Here is a 17,543-nt window from a genome sequence, read left to right on the forward strand (position 1 = left end):
TCAACCGCGCTCCTTGCGTCTCGATGCACTTCCATCGACAACCGCGCCAGCAGGGGAACGTTCCCGAGCTTGGTTGCTTCTTTCAGTCATTGTCCCGCCACCCCGGGTCAGAAAAGCACCGGGAACGCGCGAGGTGCAGGCCATCACCCAGGTGATCGCCTCGCGGTCGTATTCGTCGCCGGAGCGCCAGTCCTCGAAGAAGGCATTCAGCCTATCGACACGCCCCGGCCAGATGCCGGCGGCTTGCAGGCCGAGCGATACGCCGTAATTGGTGAAGGCGAACTTGGTATCGCGCAGCCATGGCGCGCGGCTGAAATAACCGGGCGGGTCGACCCACATCGTTTCCAGGGTTCGCAGCGAATGCCTTGTCTGGGCCTCGGCCCACGGCTCGTCGGGAAAGAAATGGGCGAGCCACAGCATCATGCCGAGGCCGAGGTCCTGGTCGACGTCGAGCGTGCGCCAATCGCGCTCCATCAGATCACGCATCTGCGCGATCTCGGGCGCCAGTTCCTCTTCGTCGAGCATGCGATAAGAGACGTAGCCGTCATAGGCATCCATGCTGCCGAGGCCGTAGCCGGGGTAAGGACCGCTCAAATCCTCCTGCATCTTCCAGATCACGCCGCGGCCGGGAACCACAAACGCCGGGTGAATGTCCCGCGCCAGCGCAATGCCGCGCTCGCGGTATTCCGGCTTCAGATCGCCGAGACGCGCCAGGGCAAACAGCCACATCGCCAGATAGTGGAAATACTGGCCGTCGCGATCCGGCGCTTCGCCGATCCTCAATCCGCGCCGCCGGCCGAGCACACGCTCGACATCCACCACCAGCCGCTCGCCCTCGTCCAGCCAGCGCTCTTCGTCAAGTTCCGCATAAAGCGAGACGTAGAGCACGACCCCGAATGCATCGGTCCACAGATATCGCAAGCCGTTGGGCCAGATGCCTTCGGCGCGCATCCAGTCGAGTTTTTGCAGGACATAATCGACGTCACGCAGCATTGCGCCAAGCCCCGAATTCCACGGCAGACTTTGCCGATGGTCGGCTCCATGCGATTGCGAGCATGCGGCATATCTGCCTCAGGTTGATCTGGCCAGATATCGCCAAACGATCTGATCGGCGGCGGGGTTCCTTGGTCGCTTCCACCGCCGTGACCGGGAACCCTCGACCTGATCATGAGTTTCGGGTCCAGGCGCTCACAACGGGATGCGGGAGGTTACCAGTCATTTTCGGAGCCTTTCAATCGAGGAGGCAAAGTTGCGACACCGCCAAATCAGAGTTGACGGAATTACTGTCTTCTTTCGCGAGGAAGGCCCGGCCGATGCTCCCGTGCTTCTGCTGCCGCACGGCTATCCCTGTTCCTCCTATCAGTTTCGAAGGCTGATGCCCGGACTGGCCGATCGCTGGCACACGTTCGCCCCGGACTTTCCTGGCTTCGGCTATAGCGCTACGCCCGACATGGCTGCATTCAGCTACGATTTCGAGAACTATGCCGGGTTTTTGGCGGCTTTCGCGGACGCGCTCGGCCTGTCCCACTATGCGCTCTGGCTGCACGATTACGGCTCGCAGATCGGATTGCGCCACGCCATCGCCTATCCGGAGCGCGTTGCCGCGCTTATCATCCAGAACGGCGACATCTACGAAGACGTGCTCGGCCCGAAATACGCAGCCATCAAGGCGTATTGGAACGACAAGACGCCCGACAAGCACCGCCCGCTGGAAGAAGCGGTGAGCGAGGAGGGCTTCCGGCACGAGTTCATCGGTGAGGTTGGCGAGGCCGTGGCCGAGCGCGTGCCACCGGATCTGTGGAAACTCCATTGGCCTCTGATGGACACGCCGCCCCGTCGGCGGCTCGCGGTCGGCCTGATGGAGAAGCTGGAGGCGAACCTCAACTGGTTCCCGAAATACCAGGGTTATCTGCGCGAACGGCAACCACCGACACTGATCGTCTGGGGTCCTGAGGATGGCTATATGCCGGCCGCATCCGCCCGCGCCTACAAGCGCGACTTGCCGCAAGCAGAACTCCATCTCCTCGATGGCGCCGGCCACTGGCTACTGGAAACCCATTTCGATGAGGCGCTTGCGTTGGTGCGCGACTTCCTCGCACGCGTTCACAGCCGAGCACCGATGCAACCGTCTGGTAACCTGTTGAAAACGTGGTGATCCCGACAGGGATTGAATCTGTGACCTACAGATTAGGAATTTGGGTGCCGGGGCCGGCGTCCGGAAGCCCTCCAGGGAACGAACGCGCGGGTGGTGATCGCGATTTCGACCCTATGGGGATTTGACGAGAGCTGCCAATACTCCTCAATAAGGCCCTCGCCGACATGGTCAGACACGGTCCAGGAACTCGAGCACCCGCCGCGTGAGCAGTGCGCTGGCAGCCGCGTCGTACGACGGGAGCGAGCTGTCGGCGAAGTAGTGCTGGTCGCCGGGATAGAGGAACAGCTCCGCGTCCTCGACCTTCTCCACGATCTCGCGAGCGGCGTCGATGTCGCCCTCGCCGATGAAGATCGGGTCGTTATCCATACCGTGGATCTGGACCGGGACGCCGTCCGGCCAGGGTCCGAAGGCCCACTCGCCGCTAATCGGCAGACAGGAGTGGAAGAGCAGGGCTCCGCAGGCACCGGGTCGTGTCTGTGTGAGCTTCTGCGCCGGCAGTACGCCGAACGAGAATCCGGCGTAAACGAGCTCGGGCGTCAGTTCGCCGGCGACGCGGACGCCGCGCTCCCGCATGTCGTCGAACCCGATCTCACCGATGTAGGCGAGACCCTCGTCAATACTCTGGAATGTGCGTCCGTCGAACAGGTCCGGCGTATGCACGGTGTGCCCGGCTGCCCGCAGGTCGTCAGCGAACGCGCGCACGCCGGGAGTCAACCCTTGTGCGTGGTGGAACAGCAGGACCTCGGCCATGGGAGCCTCCAGGTGGGACGTGGATTGCGGCGATAATTGCGAATCGCTTCGCAGAGCTGCAAGCGATTTCGCTGTGCATCGAAGAACTTCCAAATGATGACAAGCCTCGGCGCATCGTCTTTTCCCGGCGTGACGACGCGAGGGCCGATCTACACCAACAGACAGGCGGCGACGAAAGTGCTTCCGGCGTTACCCGCGTCCGCCAGACGGACGCACCGCGACGTAGTGTCTCGGTTCGAATTTCCGCCAAGGTCAATTTTGGGGTCACCACGAAACGCCATCCTACGAAAGTGCCACGAGAGCTCGCGGGCTGTTCACAGCTGCTCTACGCGCTCGGTCCTCGACAAGCCGACCAGAGAACTATCCTTCCTGAAGCGATGCGGGATCAAGGGGCGCGTCGCCTGGCCGGACGTGACGCGCAGGAGAGGGCATCTTTGCAACCGCGACGATCACTCCGGCACGCCGGCAATACCCAACGCTTCGACGTAGTGCTCGGCGAACACCTTGTCCCGCCACGGGTTGATCTGCCTCTGCAGGCCGAGGGTGTAGGTCGGGAACGCCTCCATCAGCCGCCGCGCCGCCGCCTGCGCTTCGTCCAGCCGGTTGAGTTTGACCAGCGCCATGATCACCACCCGGTGCGAGGAGCCGTAATTCGGCATCTCGCGCAGCGCTCGTTCTCCCCAAGCCAGCGCTTCCTCGTAGCGTTCGAGCATCAGGTAGCTCATCCCGATGCCGGAGAGCGCGATGCCCTTCTCGGGGTCGACCGGGCTCAGCCGCATTGCCCTGTGGAAGTGCTCGATCGCGACGAGGGGGTGGCCGGAATGGGCGTTCACCCAGCCGCTGCCCGTATGGCCCTGCGCCGAATTGGGATTTAGGAGCAGGGATCGTTCGATCGTGTCCAGCGCCGTCTCGTAATCCTTGGCGCTGTAGGCGATCACCTGCGCGGCGAAACGCAAGCTTGTCGGGTCGTCTCGCGCGTCTGCCAGCACCTCGCGGGCCATGCGCACGGCGACGCGGATATCGTCGGGCTCGTGCCAGCACTGACTCACCGACAGGCTGCGGATATAGGCACCGAGTGCCTTCGCCAGGGTGAAGTCTGGGTCGATGCTGAGTGCCTCGTTGGTGAGCCGGCGCACGTCGGCGAAGCCTTCGCGCGTCATGCTGTAGAAGCGCGGCAGCGCACGAAGGTAGAGGTCGTAGGCACCGATGTAGTCGGTCGGCTTCATGCGCGCCTGCTTGATCTCCTGCAGCCGGATGCTCGGTTCGACAGCGCCGACGACGCTCTCGGTCACCTTGTCCTGCAGGTCGAAGATGTCGCTCACGTCGCCCTCGAAGCGGTCGGCCCAGACATGGTGTCCGCTGATCGCGTCCACCAACTGCCCACTGATGCGCACCCGCGACCCTGCTCTGCGGATGCTGCCTTCGAGCACGTAGCGGACGCCCAGCTCGCGCCCGACCTGGCGCAGGTCCACCGCCCGGCCCTTGTAGGTGAAGGACGAGTTGCGGGCGATCACGAAGAAGGAGTTCACCCGGCTCAATCCCGTAATGATGTCCTCCACCAGCCCGTCGGCGAAGTATTCCTGGTCGGGATCGCCGCTCATGTTCGTAAAAGGCAGAACCGCGATCGAGGGTTTCGCGGGCAGCGGAGGCGATGCAGCCACCGAGGCGCCGGCGTCGGTCTCGACGCGGTAGGCGCGCACCGGCCGCTCGATGTTCTTGAGGCGCAGGTTGCCGAGCGGTGTGAAGCCGCAGTCGAGCTTGCCCTGAAGGTGGTCGTAGGCGGTGCCTGAGACGACCACGGTGCCGGGGTCCGCGATGCCGTCGAGGCGGGCTGCGATGTTGACCCCGTCGCCGTAGAGGTCGCCGTCCTCCTCGCAAACTACGTCGCCGAGATTGACGCCGATGCGGAAGCGAATCCGCTCTTCCTCGGGCATCTCCGCTTCGTGTTCTGCCAGGGCCTGCTGGATCGCCATCGCCGAGGCCACCGCGTTGACGACGCTCGCGAACTCACACAGCATGCCGTCGCCGGTGAGCTTGACGATCCGACCCCGGTGCTCAGAGACAAGCGGTTCGAGCAGGTCCTTGCGGTAGATCTTCAGCCGCTCGAGCGTGCCGCGCTCGTCGCGCTCCGTCAGGCGCGAATAGCCGACCACGTCGCAAACCATGATCGCTGCGAGGTGGCGCTGCGTGGTCATTGCACCGCTCGACCAAGCGCCTGCGCGCGGGCCGCCCCGCGTCCATGTCCTGGCACCTTCCAGACGCCCCATGTGCATGGTATCCGTCTCTCCCCGTCGCCGCCGGTCGCCGACACAGAACGGAAAACGCAGCTCGACTTTGCCTTCACGAGATTTCGCTATCCCGCTTGCGAGGCGTGGAGCGATCCAGTCGCCGCGCTAACAGCCAACCGGCGATACGCCCACGCAGCCTCTGGGGACGCTGACACGCCACTCCTCCCAGAAGGCCGGAGATATTTACTGCCCTTGGTAACCGGTTGACGCCACCGTGGCGGTGTTTTTGTCACCGCGATGTAACAGCGAGATGCCTACGAACGCGCATCGGGCATCACCAGACGTTCGCGCTTAGAGGTGCTGAGGTCGTTGGCTAGCGCGGAACGTCTGCCAACGAGCTTAGTGCCCGGCGGATAGAATCGCGCGAAAATGGCTTCTCGACAACTGGTCGACCGGCCCGTTCAAGGAAGCGCGCCGCAGCGCCGCCGAGCGTGTCGCCGGTAACGAAAACGAATCGCTCCGCCATGCCCGGGGTTGCCTCACAGGCCCAGTCGAACAAGGCGGGGCCGTCGATGTTCGGCATCCGCAGATCGCAAAAGATCACATCGAAAACAGCACTCATCAGCGCTGCCTTGGCGCCGGCACCGTCCTCGACGATCCTGACGGCAAAACCTTCAGCCTCTAGTAGTTCTGCCACCGTTTCTCCAACCTCCCGCTCGTCATCGACCACAAGGGCGGTACAACCGATGTCCGCGACCGAGTGAGCCGCAACACCTTCGACTGAATTCGACGAAGTGCAGGCCTCCACCGGCAACAGCAACCGGAAATGCGCGCCGTCCGCACGTTCAAGCAGGGTCAGCCGCCCATTGTGCGACTGCACCACGCCGAGCGAGAAAGCGAGCCCGATCCCGGTGCCCGCACCCTGAGCCTTGGTGGTAAAAAACGGATCGAAAATGCGGTTCCGGATCTCGGCGGGCACACCGGGGCCATTGTCGGCGATCACGATCTGGAGGTCATTGCCTTCAAGCGACGTTTCGATCTCGATCCGCCGCGGTGCCGGTATCTCCTGCAGGGCGTGTTGCGCGTTGACGATCAGGTTGTAGAACACCTGATGCATCTGGTCAGGGTCGACTTCCAAAGGTGGCAGGCCCTCGGCGAGCCGGCATTGCACCTCGATGCCTGCCGTGCGCAAACCGTAGCCGGCGATGTCAAGAACTGCGCGGATCAGATCGTTGACGTCGGTACTGCGGCGCTCCGGCTGGCGTTGTCGCGCCATTGCCAGGAAAGTCTTCACGATGCGCGCGCAGCGCTCGGCGGCGAGTCTGATCTTGCCGGCCCGCTGTGCGTGGGCGGTTCCGGCTAGAAATTCTTCCAGCAACTGGGCCTGCGCGACGACGACCGCCAAGGGGTTGTTGAGTTCGTGCGAAACGCCGGCAAGCAGCGAACCAAGTGCGTTGAGCCGCTCGCTCTGCGCCAATGCCTCGCGCGACCGCGCCAGTTCGGCTTCAGCCGCCTTGGTTGCGGTGAGATCAAGAATGCTGCCGACGATCACCGGTCGGTTGTCCATTTCGATGTGGCGCCAACTCAGCGACACGGGAAACACGGAGCCGTCCAGCCGCCGAAGTTGAGCCTCCACGCCGTCGGCGCGCGGCTGCTGACGTGACAGGGCCTTGAGGCGCCGATAATCTTCCCGTGTGGCGAACCAGCGGTGCTGGCGGAAGCGGTCCTCGTCACGCGGGCCTATACCCATGATCTCGCGGAAGGCCGGATTTGCGGTAATCAGGTGCCTCGTTCGCGAGTCTATGAACACGACCGGAACCGGATGATGGTGAGTGAGGTCTCGGAAGCGCCGCTCGCTTTGCTGCAGGCGCTCGGCCGCGCGCTTCTGCTCGGTGATGTCGATATCGAAGCCGCCGATGCGCGCCTGTTGCTGATCGGCCCACAGCACGGGAAAGCGAACGACAAGGCTCCAGGCATAGTCGACCGCGTTGCTTAGAAATTCCTCGATTGCAATCGCCTGTCCCGATTCCAGCACGCGGCGATCGTTTTCCGCGATCATCGCGGCCTCCTGCGGCCCGAAAATGTCGGCCGCGCTTAGTCCGATCGCGCTCTCGGCTGGCCGGCCGAAGACCTTTCCCATTTCCGGATTGGCGACCAGATAGCGTCCGTCGGTATCCTTCAGGTACATCCCTACGGGAGCATGCTTCATGAATGCCGCCAAGCGGGCTTCGCTGGCACGCAGAGCTGCGTCGGCAGCGTGGCGCTGCGACAGGTCGCGCAAGCTCGCCGTGAAGAAACGGCGTTTGCCGCTCCGGGCTTCGGTGATCGTGAGTTCCACCGGAAACTCGGTGCCGTTCGCTCGCATGGCAGTCTGCTCTGTGCGACGCCCGAGCAACCGCGGGGCGCCACCCGCAAGATAGGCGGCAAGCCCGTTTGCGTGCGCCTTGCGCAGATGCGGCGGGACGATGAGCTCCGAGATCGGTCTGCCGACCGCTTCAGCGCGCGAATAGCCGAAGGTCGCCTCGGCCGCCGCGTTGAATTCCACAACCAATCCGGCTTCGTCCGTGACGATCACGCAGTCGAGCGATGAGCGAACCACCGAAGCGAGGATCGCCTGTTGGAATGCGTTTCCGTCGTCGTCTTCTTGCAAGGGCGGGCTCCGTGACGACCGGTCGGAACGCTGGCCGTCGGGCTGGCAAGGATGACGATTATCGTGAGTTCCGGCAAGATGCCTGAATCCGACCGCAGTACGGTGCGGGGTGGGGAAACGCTTGCACCAGCAGGACAAGGAGCGCCATTTGCTGACCCTCATGGCGCGTTTCGAAACCTGCCGTTCGCGCTATGACCTGATGCGACCCTTCTTTGCTCCGAGTGCCTGACCGCGATGCCGCGATCTCGTGGTACACCGGAAAGCTGGATTTCAGAGTCGTGAATACCGTACCTTCTGGCGACGATATGACCTTCGTCTTTCTTTCGCCGGCAGTGGATGACGGCTTCCGCCTTGAACTTCTGGCAGGCCCCGGCGCTGCCGAGCGCCCCGTATACGCGGATCTTGGCGCCAGCCTCGGCCTGTCGGGGTGGCATCACCTTTGTCTTCGCCTGGAGGACGTCGACAAGGCCGTTGCCGAGTTGAAGCGCCGTAGCGTGAAAATCGTGCATGAGCCATTCGATGTTCCGGCGATCAGCAGTCGCATCGCGTTCTTCTCCGATCCTTGGGGCAACATCTTCGAACTGATGCAGCCAGTCACCGCCTGATTATCGGCCAAGGAGTTAGCGTCAAAGGCGTCCTTGTCCTGCGCCATGTCTTACGCAGTGGGTAGGCGCCCACACAGCCCAGCTCAGACACACGGACTAACGTCAGACGGGTATGGCCAAGGAACCGGTGGCGAGGATAGCTTTGTCCGCAGAGCGGCTGTTCCGCGCGAGGGCGTCGGCTTCGTGATCCAGTTAAGGTTCTTTCTTCCGCAGGTCTTTGACTACGTCGAGAAAAGCTCGCAGTGCGGGCGGTACGGCTCGATGTCCGGGGTAGTAGACCGCAACTTCTTCCGGTGCTGGCGTCCACGCGGTCAGGACCTTGCGTAGCCGGCCATCGGACAACGGCGCTACGGCGGCCCAATCCGCCACATAGGCGATGCCCAGACCCTCTATTGCGGCTTCGACCATCAGTTCCTCGTCATCAAGGACGATGGGGCCGTTTGCCCCGATCACCAGTTCCTGGCCTGCGCGTTCGAACTCCCATCGATAGAGCTTGCCGCTGGGCATACGGTGGCCGATGCAATGGTGGCGTTGCAATTCCTCGGGCGTTCCCGGCTCCCCGAAGCGATCGAGATAGGCGGGCGACGCGATACAGATGAACGTCAACGCGCGTGCAAACGGCACGGCGATCATGTCCTTGGGAATTGATGTGATGAGGCGTACGCCGGCATCGAACCCGCTGGACACGATATCGATGAGCCGCCCCTCGACAACGATGTCCACGGTCACGTCCGGATGGCGCTCCGCCACTTGCGGAAGGACCCAGCGAACGAGAAGCCCGGCCACCAATCGCGGTGCGTTGATGCGGACCGTGCCCGCGACATTGCCCCGGAACCCCGCGACGCTGTCGAGCGCCTCGTCCAGCGAGGCGAGCGCCGGCTGAAGACGGTCGAGCAACCGGAACCCGGCTTCTGTCGGCGAGACGCTGCGTGTGGTGCGGTTCAGAAGTCGCACGCCCATGCGTTCCTCGAGCGCACGCATCGCATGGCTCAATGTGGAAGGTGCCGTGCCGATCTCGTCCGCTGCGCGGCGGAAGCTGCGGTGTGTGGCAACGGCGACGAAGGCGGTGAGATCGTTGAGCGACGGGCGGGGCATTGATGGGGATTTTGCATTATCCCATGCCGATTTCAACGGCTAATGCGCGCAATGCGGTTGCCCTATCTCCCGCCTGGATCGATTGGAGAAATGAGAAATGGAAAAGACCTGGCTCATCACGGGTGTGTCTTCCGGTCTAGGCCGGCTGCTGGCGGAGAAGGCCCTGATCAGGGGAGACCGCGTCGTCGGTGCCAGCCGCAGCGAGGACGCACTTCCCGACCTGCGTGCAAGTTACCCCGAACGGCTCCGCATCGTCGCAATGGACCTCAAGGACCAGAGCTCGGTCCGCGCCGCGGTCGACCGCGCCTTCGCGGCATCCGCTCGGATCGACCTCGTCGTCAGCAATGCTGGCTATGGCCTCCTCGGCGCGGCTGAAGAGGCTGGCGATGTGCAGGTCCGGGACATCATCGACACCAATCTCATCGGCTCGATCGCACTCATCCGGGCGGCGGTGCCGCATCTGCGCAGCCAGGGTGGCGGCCGGATTTTACAGGTATCGAGCGAGGGAGGCCAGATCGCCTATCCGGCTTTCAGCCTCTATCACGCAACCAAGTGGGGTATCGAGGGATTCGTCGAGTCCGTGGCGCAGGAGGCGGCTCCTTTCGGCATCGAATTCAGCCTTGTGGAGCCTGGGCCGGCGCGGACCGGGTTCGGCGGCAATCTCGCGCGGACCAAGCCGCTCGCGGCCTATGAGGAAATACCCGCCGGTCAGATCCGCGAGGCGCTGGGTGTCTCATGGGTGATCAAGGGCGACCCCGACCGCATGACGGACGCAATGATCAGGCTTGCCGATCAGGATGGTCCACTCCCGAAACGGCTCGTGCTTGGTGCCGAGGCCTATGCCGGCATCCGCAAGGCACTTGGCGGGCGCATCGAGGAGCTCGACCGGCAGAAGGACATCGCGGTTGCGGCGGATTTCACCGACGAGGAGCTGGCGCGGCTGTGACCCAACCTGTCCCGCCGATCCAGAGCCGCAGGCCACCGGCATGCAGCTCCGCCCGTTGATGCCCCAGGCTCCGGCCCGGCGCCGTTATTAAGACAGAAAGGAACACGAAATGCCTGCACGTGACGCCATTTTCCCGGCCAAACGCCACGCGTTATACGATGTTCATCGATATTCCGCGGCCATTCGCTCTGGCGATCTTCTCTTCGTGTCGGGTCAGGTCGGGAGCCGTCAGGACGGCTCGCCTGAGCCCGTATTCGAGGATCAGGTTCGGCGGGCCTTCGCCAATATGCGTGAGGTCTTGGCCGCCGCCGGGTGTAGCTTCGATGACGTTGTCGACGTCACCACCTTCCACACCAACCCGGACGAACAGATCGAAACGGTGCTGGCTGTTCGCGCGGAAGAGATCGGCGCACCTCCCTATCCGAACTGGACGGCAGTGGGCGTCAACTGGCTCGCGGGTTTCGATTTCGAGATCAAGGTCATCGCCCGCATCCCTTTGACGACAAGCGGTCAGCCAGCGGACAAGCGATGATCGTTCATACTGCATTTCTGCATCGGCGATTTGGGCCGATTTCAGACCGTCCGGTCAAAGGGGCTGGTTCAAGGATAGCTGCCATTCAACTCCCAACCCGGAGCGGACGTTAACTCCAATCAGCCGCAAGGGAGTTTTGATGGGGCGATTGCTGTTATTGACCCGCCAAGCGTGATCGTCCCTTCGTGCGAACAGTAGACAATCCAATCAACTTCCTCAGAGGTCCAATAACCCTCGCCGCTCGTGCCATAGACGAGGTGCCGTACTAATTGGCAAAAAAGTACGGCACCAAGTCACTAAGTTATTGAAAACTTTGGTGATCCCGACAGGAATCGAACCTGTGACCTACAGATTAGGAATCTGCCGCTCTATCCTACTGAGCTACGGGACCACGCGGCCCGACACATAACCGCTTCGGATCGTTTCGCCAAGAGGCAGTTAGGCCGCTCGCTTCGGCTCCACCGCGAACGGACTCAGGCCGAGCCAGGTCTGCATTTTGCGCGCGATATCCTGGTCGCCCGTCAGAACGACTTTCGCCCCGGCCTTCTCGACGGTGATCAATCCCATCCAGATTTCGGTCATGGTGTGCAGGTCGGTCGAGACGTAGAGATCGACATCGAAGCCCGGGTCATACCAGCAGAGATCGACCTCGCCGTGCTTCTCGACGATCAGCCACCACGACCGTTTGGAGGCGGGGAGCTCCTGATACAGAAATTGTATCACCGTGCGCCCGTCGGGCAGCGGCGACGCGTTCAGATTGCGCCGCATGTCCCACATCAGCAGCGACGGATCGAGGTTCTTCAGCGACAGCCGGGACTCGACCCATTTCTGCCCCCAAAAACCCATCGCCTCGACGACGGAACGCAGATCCCTGCCCGCCTCGGTCATCCGGTATTCGAAGATGCCTTTCTCGCCGCGCACCTCCTTGCGCTCGACGATCCCGGCCAGCTCGAGCTCCTTGAGGCGTTGCGACAGAAGGGTCGGCGACATTTTGGGGACGCCGCGGCGCAGATCGTTGAAACGGGTCGAGCCCGCCACCAATTCGCGAAGCAGAACCATGGTCCAGCGAGTGCACAGCACCTCCGCGGCCATCGATAACGGGCAGAACTGTTTGTATCCGGACTGGGTCACGATGTTGCCTTCCCTCAAACTCTGGCGGAACCATAGGCCTTTCCCGGCAACGCCGCGAGTACAGAAACTGTACCGGCCCAGTACAGATGGCGGACTGGCTGGCGCCGGCCCTGACATGCGACCCCTCTGCCGCTGCACGGGATACCCCTGTGCACGACCAGGAGACATAACCTATGACCGCTTACGTTATCGCAGACATCAAGGTGAGGGACCCAAAGTGGATGCCGGCCTATGCCGCGTCGGTCCACGACCTCGTCCACAAGCACGGCGGCAGATATCTGTCGCGCAGCGGCAATGTGAAGACGCTCGAAGGCAAGCCGCTCGACACCACCCTGATTGCCTTGATGGCGTTCCCGACCGAGGCCGCGGCGCGCGCCTTTACCGACGATCCTGCCTACGCACCCTTCGTTTCGGCCCGTCAGGGCGGTAGCGACAGCCGTTTCCAGATGATCGACAATTCCGATCTGGCCGGAACCATCCCGTATTTGCCGAAGGGATGATCTCCCCCTGCATTCGTCGCATCGGGGCAGGGATCTCCCAGCAACAACAGCCACAGCGCCCACCTGCCGGACCTCCTTACTTCCGGCGGCCGGCCGGGCTGCGCTTTTCAAGAAGAATGGAATGACTATGACAATCAACTTTCGCAACAAGTTCCTCGCTGCCGCGGCGCTGCTGTCGGCCTGCACTGCGCTGGCGCAGGCGCATCAGGCAGCGCCCACGACCGGTCCCAATCCGCTGGCCGACAAGGTGCGCGCCGCCAACAGCCGCTTCGAGAATGTGGCGGCGGCGACCGCCGAGGGCTATGCGCCCATTCCTTGCGCCAGCGGCATCACCGGCGGCGCCATGGGCATCCACTACGTCAATCCCGGCTACCTCAAGGACGACGCGGTCGATGTCGCCAAGCCTGAAGCCGTCATGTACGAGCCGATGGCCGACGGCACGCTAAAACTGATCGCGGTCGAATACATCACCTCGAAAGGCCCGGCCTCGCTCGATGGACATCTGTTCAATTTCAACAGCGCGCCCAACCGCTATGGCCTCGGGCCTTTCTACGAGCTGCATGTCTGGGCCTGGAAGGGCAACCCGACCGGCGCGTTCGCCGATATGAACCCGAACGTGTCGTGCGAAGCGACGACTGCTGCCAGCCAGTAAGCAGCCGAGCCAGGCGGCGCCATCGCCGCCTGGCCGCTCTGAATTGCGGGACAGCCAGCAACGGGCGCAAAGACGGCTCAGATAGCGGAACTTTCGGGATGCCAGCGCGCTTTAGTGTCCCGAAGGAGAGACCGCATGAGCGCCACCAAAGAGTTCTTTGAAACCTGGCTGCAGGAGAATGTCGGCAATTTGCCGACCGAGAGTGAAGTGAGCGTCGCCGTCCTGGCGCAGCAATTCGAGCAGGATGCCGACGCTGCCGGCTATGGCCACGAGGTTCGCGAAGACGAACTCGGCAACATCCAGGAGGCGATTGAGGCAGCCCTGAAGAAGGCGAGGACAGGCGAAGAACCGCAACCCGCCGACGACAACGAGCTGGCGCCGGTCATGGAAGCGCTGGAGGTCGAGGATCCGAAGAGCGGGCCGTAAGCCAATGCCGAACGGCTACGCCGCCAGCGCCGTTTCCGCCAGCTTCACCCAATAGCTCATGCCGTGCGGGATGACCTCGTCGTTGAAGTCGTAAGCCGGGTTGTGCAGACCGGCGGTGTCGCCATTGCCGATGAAGATGAACGCGCCCGGCCGCGCTTCCAGCATGTAGGAGAAATCCTCGCCGCCCATCACCGGCTGGATGGCGCGGTGCACATGGCTGTCGCCGGCGACGTCGGCCGCGATGTCGCTGGCAAAGACCGTCTCTTCGGGATGGTTGAAGGTGACGGGGTAGTTGGCGTTGTAGTCGACCTCAATTGTGGCGCCGAAGGCAGCGCCCAGGCCTTGGCAAAGCGCGCGGATGCGTTCTTCGGCCTTCTTGGCAACCTCCTTCTTCAGCGTGCGTACCGTGCCGGCGATCTCGGCGCTCTCGGGAATGACGTTGTAGGCGTCGCCGGCATGGAATTTCGTCACCGAGACGACCACCGCCTCGACCGGATCGGTGCTGCGCGAGGCGATCGTCTGCAATGCGCCGACGAGCTGGCTGGCGATGACGATCGGATCGATGGTGCCGTGCGGCATCGCCGCGTGGCCGCCCCGGCCCTTGACGGTGATGGTGAATTCGGCGGTCGCCGCCATGATCGGGCCCGGCCTGATGGCGAACTGGCCGACCGGCAGGCCCGGCATGTTGTGCATGCCGAACACCTTGGAGATGCCGAAGCGCTCCATCATGCCGTCCTTGACCATCTCGTTGCCGCCGCCGCCGCCCTCTTCGGCCGGCTGGAAGATGACCGCGACCGAGCCGGCGAAATTGCGCGTTTCGGCGAGGTATTTGGCGGCGCCCAAAAGCATCGCGGTGTGGCCGTCATGGCCGCAGGCGTGCATCTTGCCGGGGACCGTCGAGGCATAGGATTTGCCGGTGATCTCGTTGAGCGGCAGGGCATCCATGTCGGCGCGCAGGCCGATGGTCGAGCCTTCGCCGTGGCGACCGCGGATGATGCCGACGACGCCGGTCTTGCCCAAACCCGTCACGATGTCGTCGCAGCCGAACGCCTTCAGCTTCTCGGTGACAAAAGCGGCGGTCTTGAAGACGTCGAAATTCAGCTCCGGCGTCTGGTGCAAATGGCGGCGCCAGCCGGCCACCTCGTCCTGCATTTCGGCGGCTCGGTTCAGAATCGGCATGATGGTTCCATTTCGCTGTTGGAGCAGGCGGTCTTGGCCTGCTGCTTTGCAATTGTGCCTGCTGCCTTGCAACCATGCACGCTGCTTTGCATTGTGCTGCTGCTTCCACATTGTGATCGGCAGCACTTTGCCATGTTGACGTCACATAGAGTAAATAGCACCGCGACTGTGGTCCGGGAACAGAGAGCCGGACCATTATCCTGGTGATCGTGTAACGAAATCTTACGGAGCCAGGTGCGACTGCGGCAAGAGGCTATTTCGGTTTTCATGATGCGCTACAGGCATTTCCTCAAACTGTTGGTGGCGGGCGCGGTGGTGCTTCCGGCGCTGGCCGGGCCTGCCTTGGCCAATCCGACCATCCTGTTCGACCTGAACAGCGGCAAGATCCTGCAGCACCAGGAGGCGTTCAGGCGCTGGTACCCGGCATCGCTGACCAAGCTGATGACCGCCTATGTGGCGTTTCGGGCGATTGCCGCGGGTGAGGTCCAGCTCGATTCGCCGATCAAGGTAACGAAACATTCGGCCGGCGAGCCGCCGAGCAAGATGGGCTTCAAGCCGGGCTCGGTGATGCGGCTCGACAGCGCGCTGAAGATGATGCTGGTCAAATCGGCCAACGATATCGCCATGGCGGTCGGCGAGAATATCGGCGGTTCGCAAGCCGCCTTTGCCGAACGCATGAACGCCGAAGCGCAACGGCTCGGCATGAGCGGGTCGCACTTCGTCAATCCGAACGGGCTCTATTCGCCGGACCAATATACGACAGCACGCGATCTCGCTTTGCTGGTGATGGCGATCCGCAAGGACTTCCCGCAATATGCCCCCTGGTTCTCGATCGAAGGCCTTGCCGTCGGCAAGAAGGCAATCTCCAACTACAACCTCCTGATCGGCCGCTATCCGGGTGCCGACGGCATGAAAACGGGTTTCGTCTGCTCTTCCGGCTTCAACATGATCGGCTCGGCGACCCGCAACGGCCGGACCCTGGTCGCCGTGGTGCTCGGCGAACGGTCAGCCATTACCCGCGCCGAAACGGCGGCAAAATTGCTCGACCAGGGCTTTGCAACGCCGGCGCCGAGCTGGCTGACCGTCGCGGCGCTGCCCGCCTATGGCGACACGATGTCGGCCAACGATATGAATGGGGAAATCTGCAAGAAGAAGCCGGCCGAGGAGCAGTCGGAAGCAGCACCCGCCGTCGGCGACAAGGGCAAGGACGTGCCGAAGTCGCCCTATCAGGAAAAGCTCGACCATGTGCCGACGCTGATCGCTGTCGGCCTCGGCGGCGCCACGGGACCGACGCCGAAGGCGATGCTCGACGCCTCCGGGCAGGAATATGCCGACGTGCCGCTGCCGACATGGCGGCCGGACCGGGCGCCGCCGGCCGGCGGCGCGCCTGTTGTGGCCGGATCCGCCACCGCCGCGCAGGTCCAGCAGCCGGCCAAGGCGTTGAACTAGCCTGATGGCCGGCTTCCCGATCCCCGTTTCGGTGCTCACCGGCTTTCTCGGTGCGGGCAAGACGACGCTGCTCAACCGGCTGCTGCGGGATCCCGCGCTCGCCGACACCGCCGTCATCATCAACGAGTTCGGCGAGGTGGCGATCGACCATCTCCTGGTCGAGCAGGCCTCCGACGGCATCATCCAGCTCTCTGACGGCTGCCTCTGCTGCACGGTGCGCGGCGAGCTGGTCGATACGCTGGCCGATCTCGTCGACCGGCTGCAGACCGGCCGCATCGGCCGGCTTGCCCGTGTCGTCGTCGAGACCACCGGGCTCGCCGATCCAGCCCCCGTGCTGCAGTCGATCATGGCGCACCCGGCCCTGGTCCAGGCCTTCCGGCTCGACGGCGTCATCACCCTGGTCGATGCCGTCAACGGCAATACGGCGCTCGATGCCCATGTCGAGGCGGTGAAGCAGGTGGCGGTCGCCGACCGTATCGTGCTCAGCAAGGCCGACCTGGCCACGGATGCAGGCGATGTCGAGGCGTTGCGGGCGCGGCTGAGGCAGCTCAACCCGGGCGCCGTGGTGCTCGACGCGAGCCAGGCAAGCGTGGCGACCCTGTTCGATTGCGGCCTCTACAATCCGGCCACCAAATCGGTCGATGTGCAGCGTTGGCTGGGCGAAGAAGCCGGCCACGACCATGACCATAGCCGGCATGACCACAGCGGGCATGATGACGACGGGCATGACGGTGGCGATCACCATCACCATGCGCATGGCCATAGGCACGATTCCCGCGTGCGTTCGCATTCGTTGGTTCATGACGGGCCGGTGCCGTTTTCGGCAATCGAGATGTTCCTCGATCTGCTGCGCTCGGCGCATGGCGAGCGCCTGTTGCGGATGAAGGGCGTCATCGAGCTTGCAGAAGACCCGTCCCGGCCGCTGGTTATCCATGGCGTGCAGAAGATCCTGCATCCGCCGGTGCAATTGCCGGCCTGGCCGGACAGCCAGCGCGGCACCAGGCTGGTGCTGATCACGCTCGACATGCCGGAAGACTATGTCCGCCGGCTGTTCGCCGCCTTCACCAACCAGCCGTCGATCGACACGCCGGACCGGGCGGCACTGGAGAGCAATCCGCTGGCCATCGCCGGGCGGTGAAGCGGCTAATCTCCCCCTTGCGGGCAGGGGAATCGCATATGGCGATTTTGGGGTTGAGTTTAGGCTGAGAAAGGATTCTTTGGAGAGGCAGTTGAGCGAAGGAGCGA

16 protein-coding genes and 1 tRNA gene are annotated in these 17,543 nt (G+C 63.3%); 9 read left to right on the forward strand and 8 right to left on the reverse strand.

Going from position 1 to position 17,543, the window contains the following annotated elements; translation table 11 throughout:
- Entirely contained in the window at positions 1 to 993 is a 993-nt protein-coding gene (locus NKI79_RS24415) for a hypothetical protein (RefSeq protein WP_352805144.1), read from the reverse strand.
- 205 nt (positions 994 to 1,198) lie between these two features.
- Here NKI79_RS24415 and NKI79_RS24420 point away from each other — a divergent pair, with 205 nt between their 5' ends.
- Positions 1,199 to 2,155: an alpha/beta fold hydrolase gene (locus tag NKI79_RS24420; RefSeq protein WP_352805147.1), complete on the forward strand. Its 957-nt coding sequence runs from the start codon at positions 1,199 to 1,201 to the stop codon at positions 2,153 to 2,155.
- Positions 2,156 to 2,323: 168 nt separating this feature from the next.
- Here NKI79_RS24420 and NKI79_RS24425 read toward each other — a convergent pair whose 3' ends face one another.
- The 3 genes from NKI79_RS24425 to NKI79_RS24435 all read right to left on the reverse strand — a co-directional run bounded on the left by NKI79_RS24425 (position 2,324) and on the right by NKI79_RS24435 (position 7,783).
- Positions 2,324 to 2,905, reverse strand: a complete 582-nt coding sequence (locus tag NKI79_RS24425) for a dienelactone hydrolase family protein (protein WP_352805149.1) — start codon at positions 2,903 to 2,905, stop codon at positions 2,324 to 2,326.
- A gap of 449 nt (positions 2,906 to 3,354) precedes the next feature.
- Positions 3,355 to 5,100: an adenylate/guanylate cyclase domain-containing protein gene (locus tag NKI79_RS24430; protein WP_352805152.1), complete on the reverse strand. Its 1,746-nt coding sequence runs from the start codon at positions 5,098 to 5,100 to the stop codon at positions 3,355 to 3,357.
- 406 nt (positions 5,101 to 5,506) lie between these two features.
- On the reverse strand, positions 5,507 to 7,783 hold the full coding sequence (locus NKI79_RS24435; RefSeq protein WP_352805154.1) for a hybrid sensor histidine kinase/response regulator: 2,277 nt from the start codon (positions 7,781 to 7,783) through the stop codon (positions 5,507 to 5,509).
- Positions 7,784 to 8,004: 221 nt separating this feature from the next.
- On the opposite strand from NKI79_RS24435, the gene NKI79_RS24440 reads away from it, so the two are divergent.
- Positions 8,005 to 8,388 carry a VOC family protein gene (locus NKI79_RS24440; RefSeq protein ID WP_352805179.1) on the forward strand — a complete coding sequence of 128 codons (384 nt, stop codon included), beginning with the start codon at positions 8,005 to 8,007 and terminating at the stop codon, positions 8,386 to 8,388.
- 192 nt (positions 8,389 to 8,580) lie between these two features.
- Here the strand turns inward: NKI79_RS24440 and NKI79_RS24445 are convergent, their stop codons facing one another.
- Positions 8,581 to 9,483: a LysR family transcriptional regulator gene (locus tag NKI79_RS24445; RefSeq protein ID WP_352805156.1), complete on the reverse strand. Its 903-nt coding sequence runs from the start codon at positions 9,481 to 9,483 to the stop codon at positions 8,581 to 8,583.
- 97 nt (positions 9,484 to 9,580) lie between these two features.
- Here NKI79_RS24445 and NKI79_RS24450 point away from each other — a divergent pair, with 97 nt between their 5' ends.
- Both NKI79_RS24450 and NKI79_RS24455 read left to right on the forward strand, forming a co-directional pair.
- Entirely contained in the window at positions 9,581 to 10,429 is an 849-nt protein-coding gene (locus NKI79_RS24450; protein ID WP_352805159.1) for an SDR family oxidoreductase, read from the forward strand.
- Between the two features lie 109 nt (positions 10,430 to 10,538).
- A complete protein-coding gene (locus tag NKI79_RS24455; protein WP_352805162.1) occupies positions 10,539 to 10,961 on the forward strand; it encodes a RidA family protein in 423 nt (140 codons plus the stop codon).
- Between the two features lie 314 nt (positions 10,962 to 11,275).
- Here the strand turns inward: NKI79_RS24455 and NKI79_RS24460 are convergent.
- Together NKI79_RS24460 and NKI79_RS24465 are read right to left on the reverse strand one after the other, a co-directional pair.
- Positions 11,276 to 11,352: transfer RNA gene (locus NKI79_RS24460), tRNA-Arg, on the reverse strand.
- A gap of 47 nt (positions 11,353 to 11,399) precedes the next feature.
- The gene (locus tag NKI79_RS24465) at positions 11,400 to 12,092 is read right to left on the reverse strand and encodes a winged helix-turn-helix transcriptional regulator (protein WP_254816613.1); all 693 of its coding nucleotides are present in this window, start codon (positions 12,090 to 12,092) and stop codon (positions 11,400 to 11,402) included.
- Positions 12,093 to 12,265: 173 nt separating this feature from the next.
- On the opposite strand from NKI79_RS24465, the gene NKI79_RS24470 reads away from it, so the two are divergent.
- From NKI79_RS24470 to NKI79_RS24480, 3 genes are all read left to right on the forward strand, one after another.
- The gene (locus NKI79_RS24470; protein ID WP_352801865.1) at positions 12,266 to 12,592 is read left to right on the forward strand and encodes a DUF1330 domain-containing protein; all 327 of its coding nucleotides are present in this window, start codon (positions 12,266 to 12,268) and stop codon (positions 12,590 to 12,592) included.
- A gap of 127 nt (positions 12,593 to 12,719) precedes the next feature.
- The gene (locus tag NKI79_RS24475; protein ID WP_502909857.1) at positions 12,720 to 13,244 is read left to right on the forward strand and encodes a hypothetical protein; all 525 of its coding nucleotides are present in this window, start codon (positions 12,720 to 12,722) and stop codon (positions 13,242 to 13,244) included.
- A gap of 135 nt (positions 13,245 to 13,379) precedes the next feature.
- The gene (locus NKI79_RS24480) at positions 13,380 to 13,670 is read left to right on the forward strand and encodes a hypothetical protein (RefSeq protein ID WP_352649281.1); all 291 of its coding nucleotides are present in this window, start codon (positions 13,380 to 13,382) and stop codon (positions 13,668 to 13,670) included.
- Between the two features lie 15 nt (positions 13,671 to 13,685).
- Here the strand turns inward: NKI79_RS24480 and NKI79_RS24485 are convergent, their stop codons facing one another.
- Complete coding sequence (locus NKI79_RS24485; RefSeq protein ID WP_352805168.1) at positions 13,686 to 14,849, reverse strand: M20 aminoacylase family protein; 1,164 nt, start codon at positions 14,847 to 14,849, stop codon at positions 13,686 to 13,688.
- A gap of 270 nt (positions 14,850 to 15,119) precedes the next feature.
- Here NKI79_RS24485 and NKI79_RS24490 point away from each other — a divergent pair, with 270 nt between their 5' ends.
- Positions 15,120 to 16,298, forward strand: coding sequence for a D-alanyl-D-alanine carboxypeptidase family protein (locus NKI79_RS24490; RefSeq protein ID WP_352805182.1), 1,179 nt, complete (start codon positions 15,120 to 15,122; stop codon positions 16,296 to 16,298).
- A 4-nt stretch (positions 16,299 to 16,302) separates the two neighbouring features.
- Positions 16,303 to 17,436 (forward strand): CobW family GTP-binding protein, encoded by a 1,134-nt coding sequence (locus NKI79_RS24495; protein WP_352805171.1) that lies wholly within the window; start codon positions 16,303 to 16,305, stop codon positions 17,434 to 17,436.
- Positions 17,437 to 17,543: the final 107 nt, after the last annotated feature.

The sequence above is a fragment of the Mesorhizobium sp. M0340 genome, from assembly GCF_040321535.1.
Taxonomy (GTDB): domain Bacteria; phylum Pseudomonadota; class Alphaproteobacteria; order Rhizobiales; family Rhizobiaceae; genus Mesorhizobium.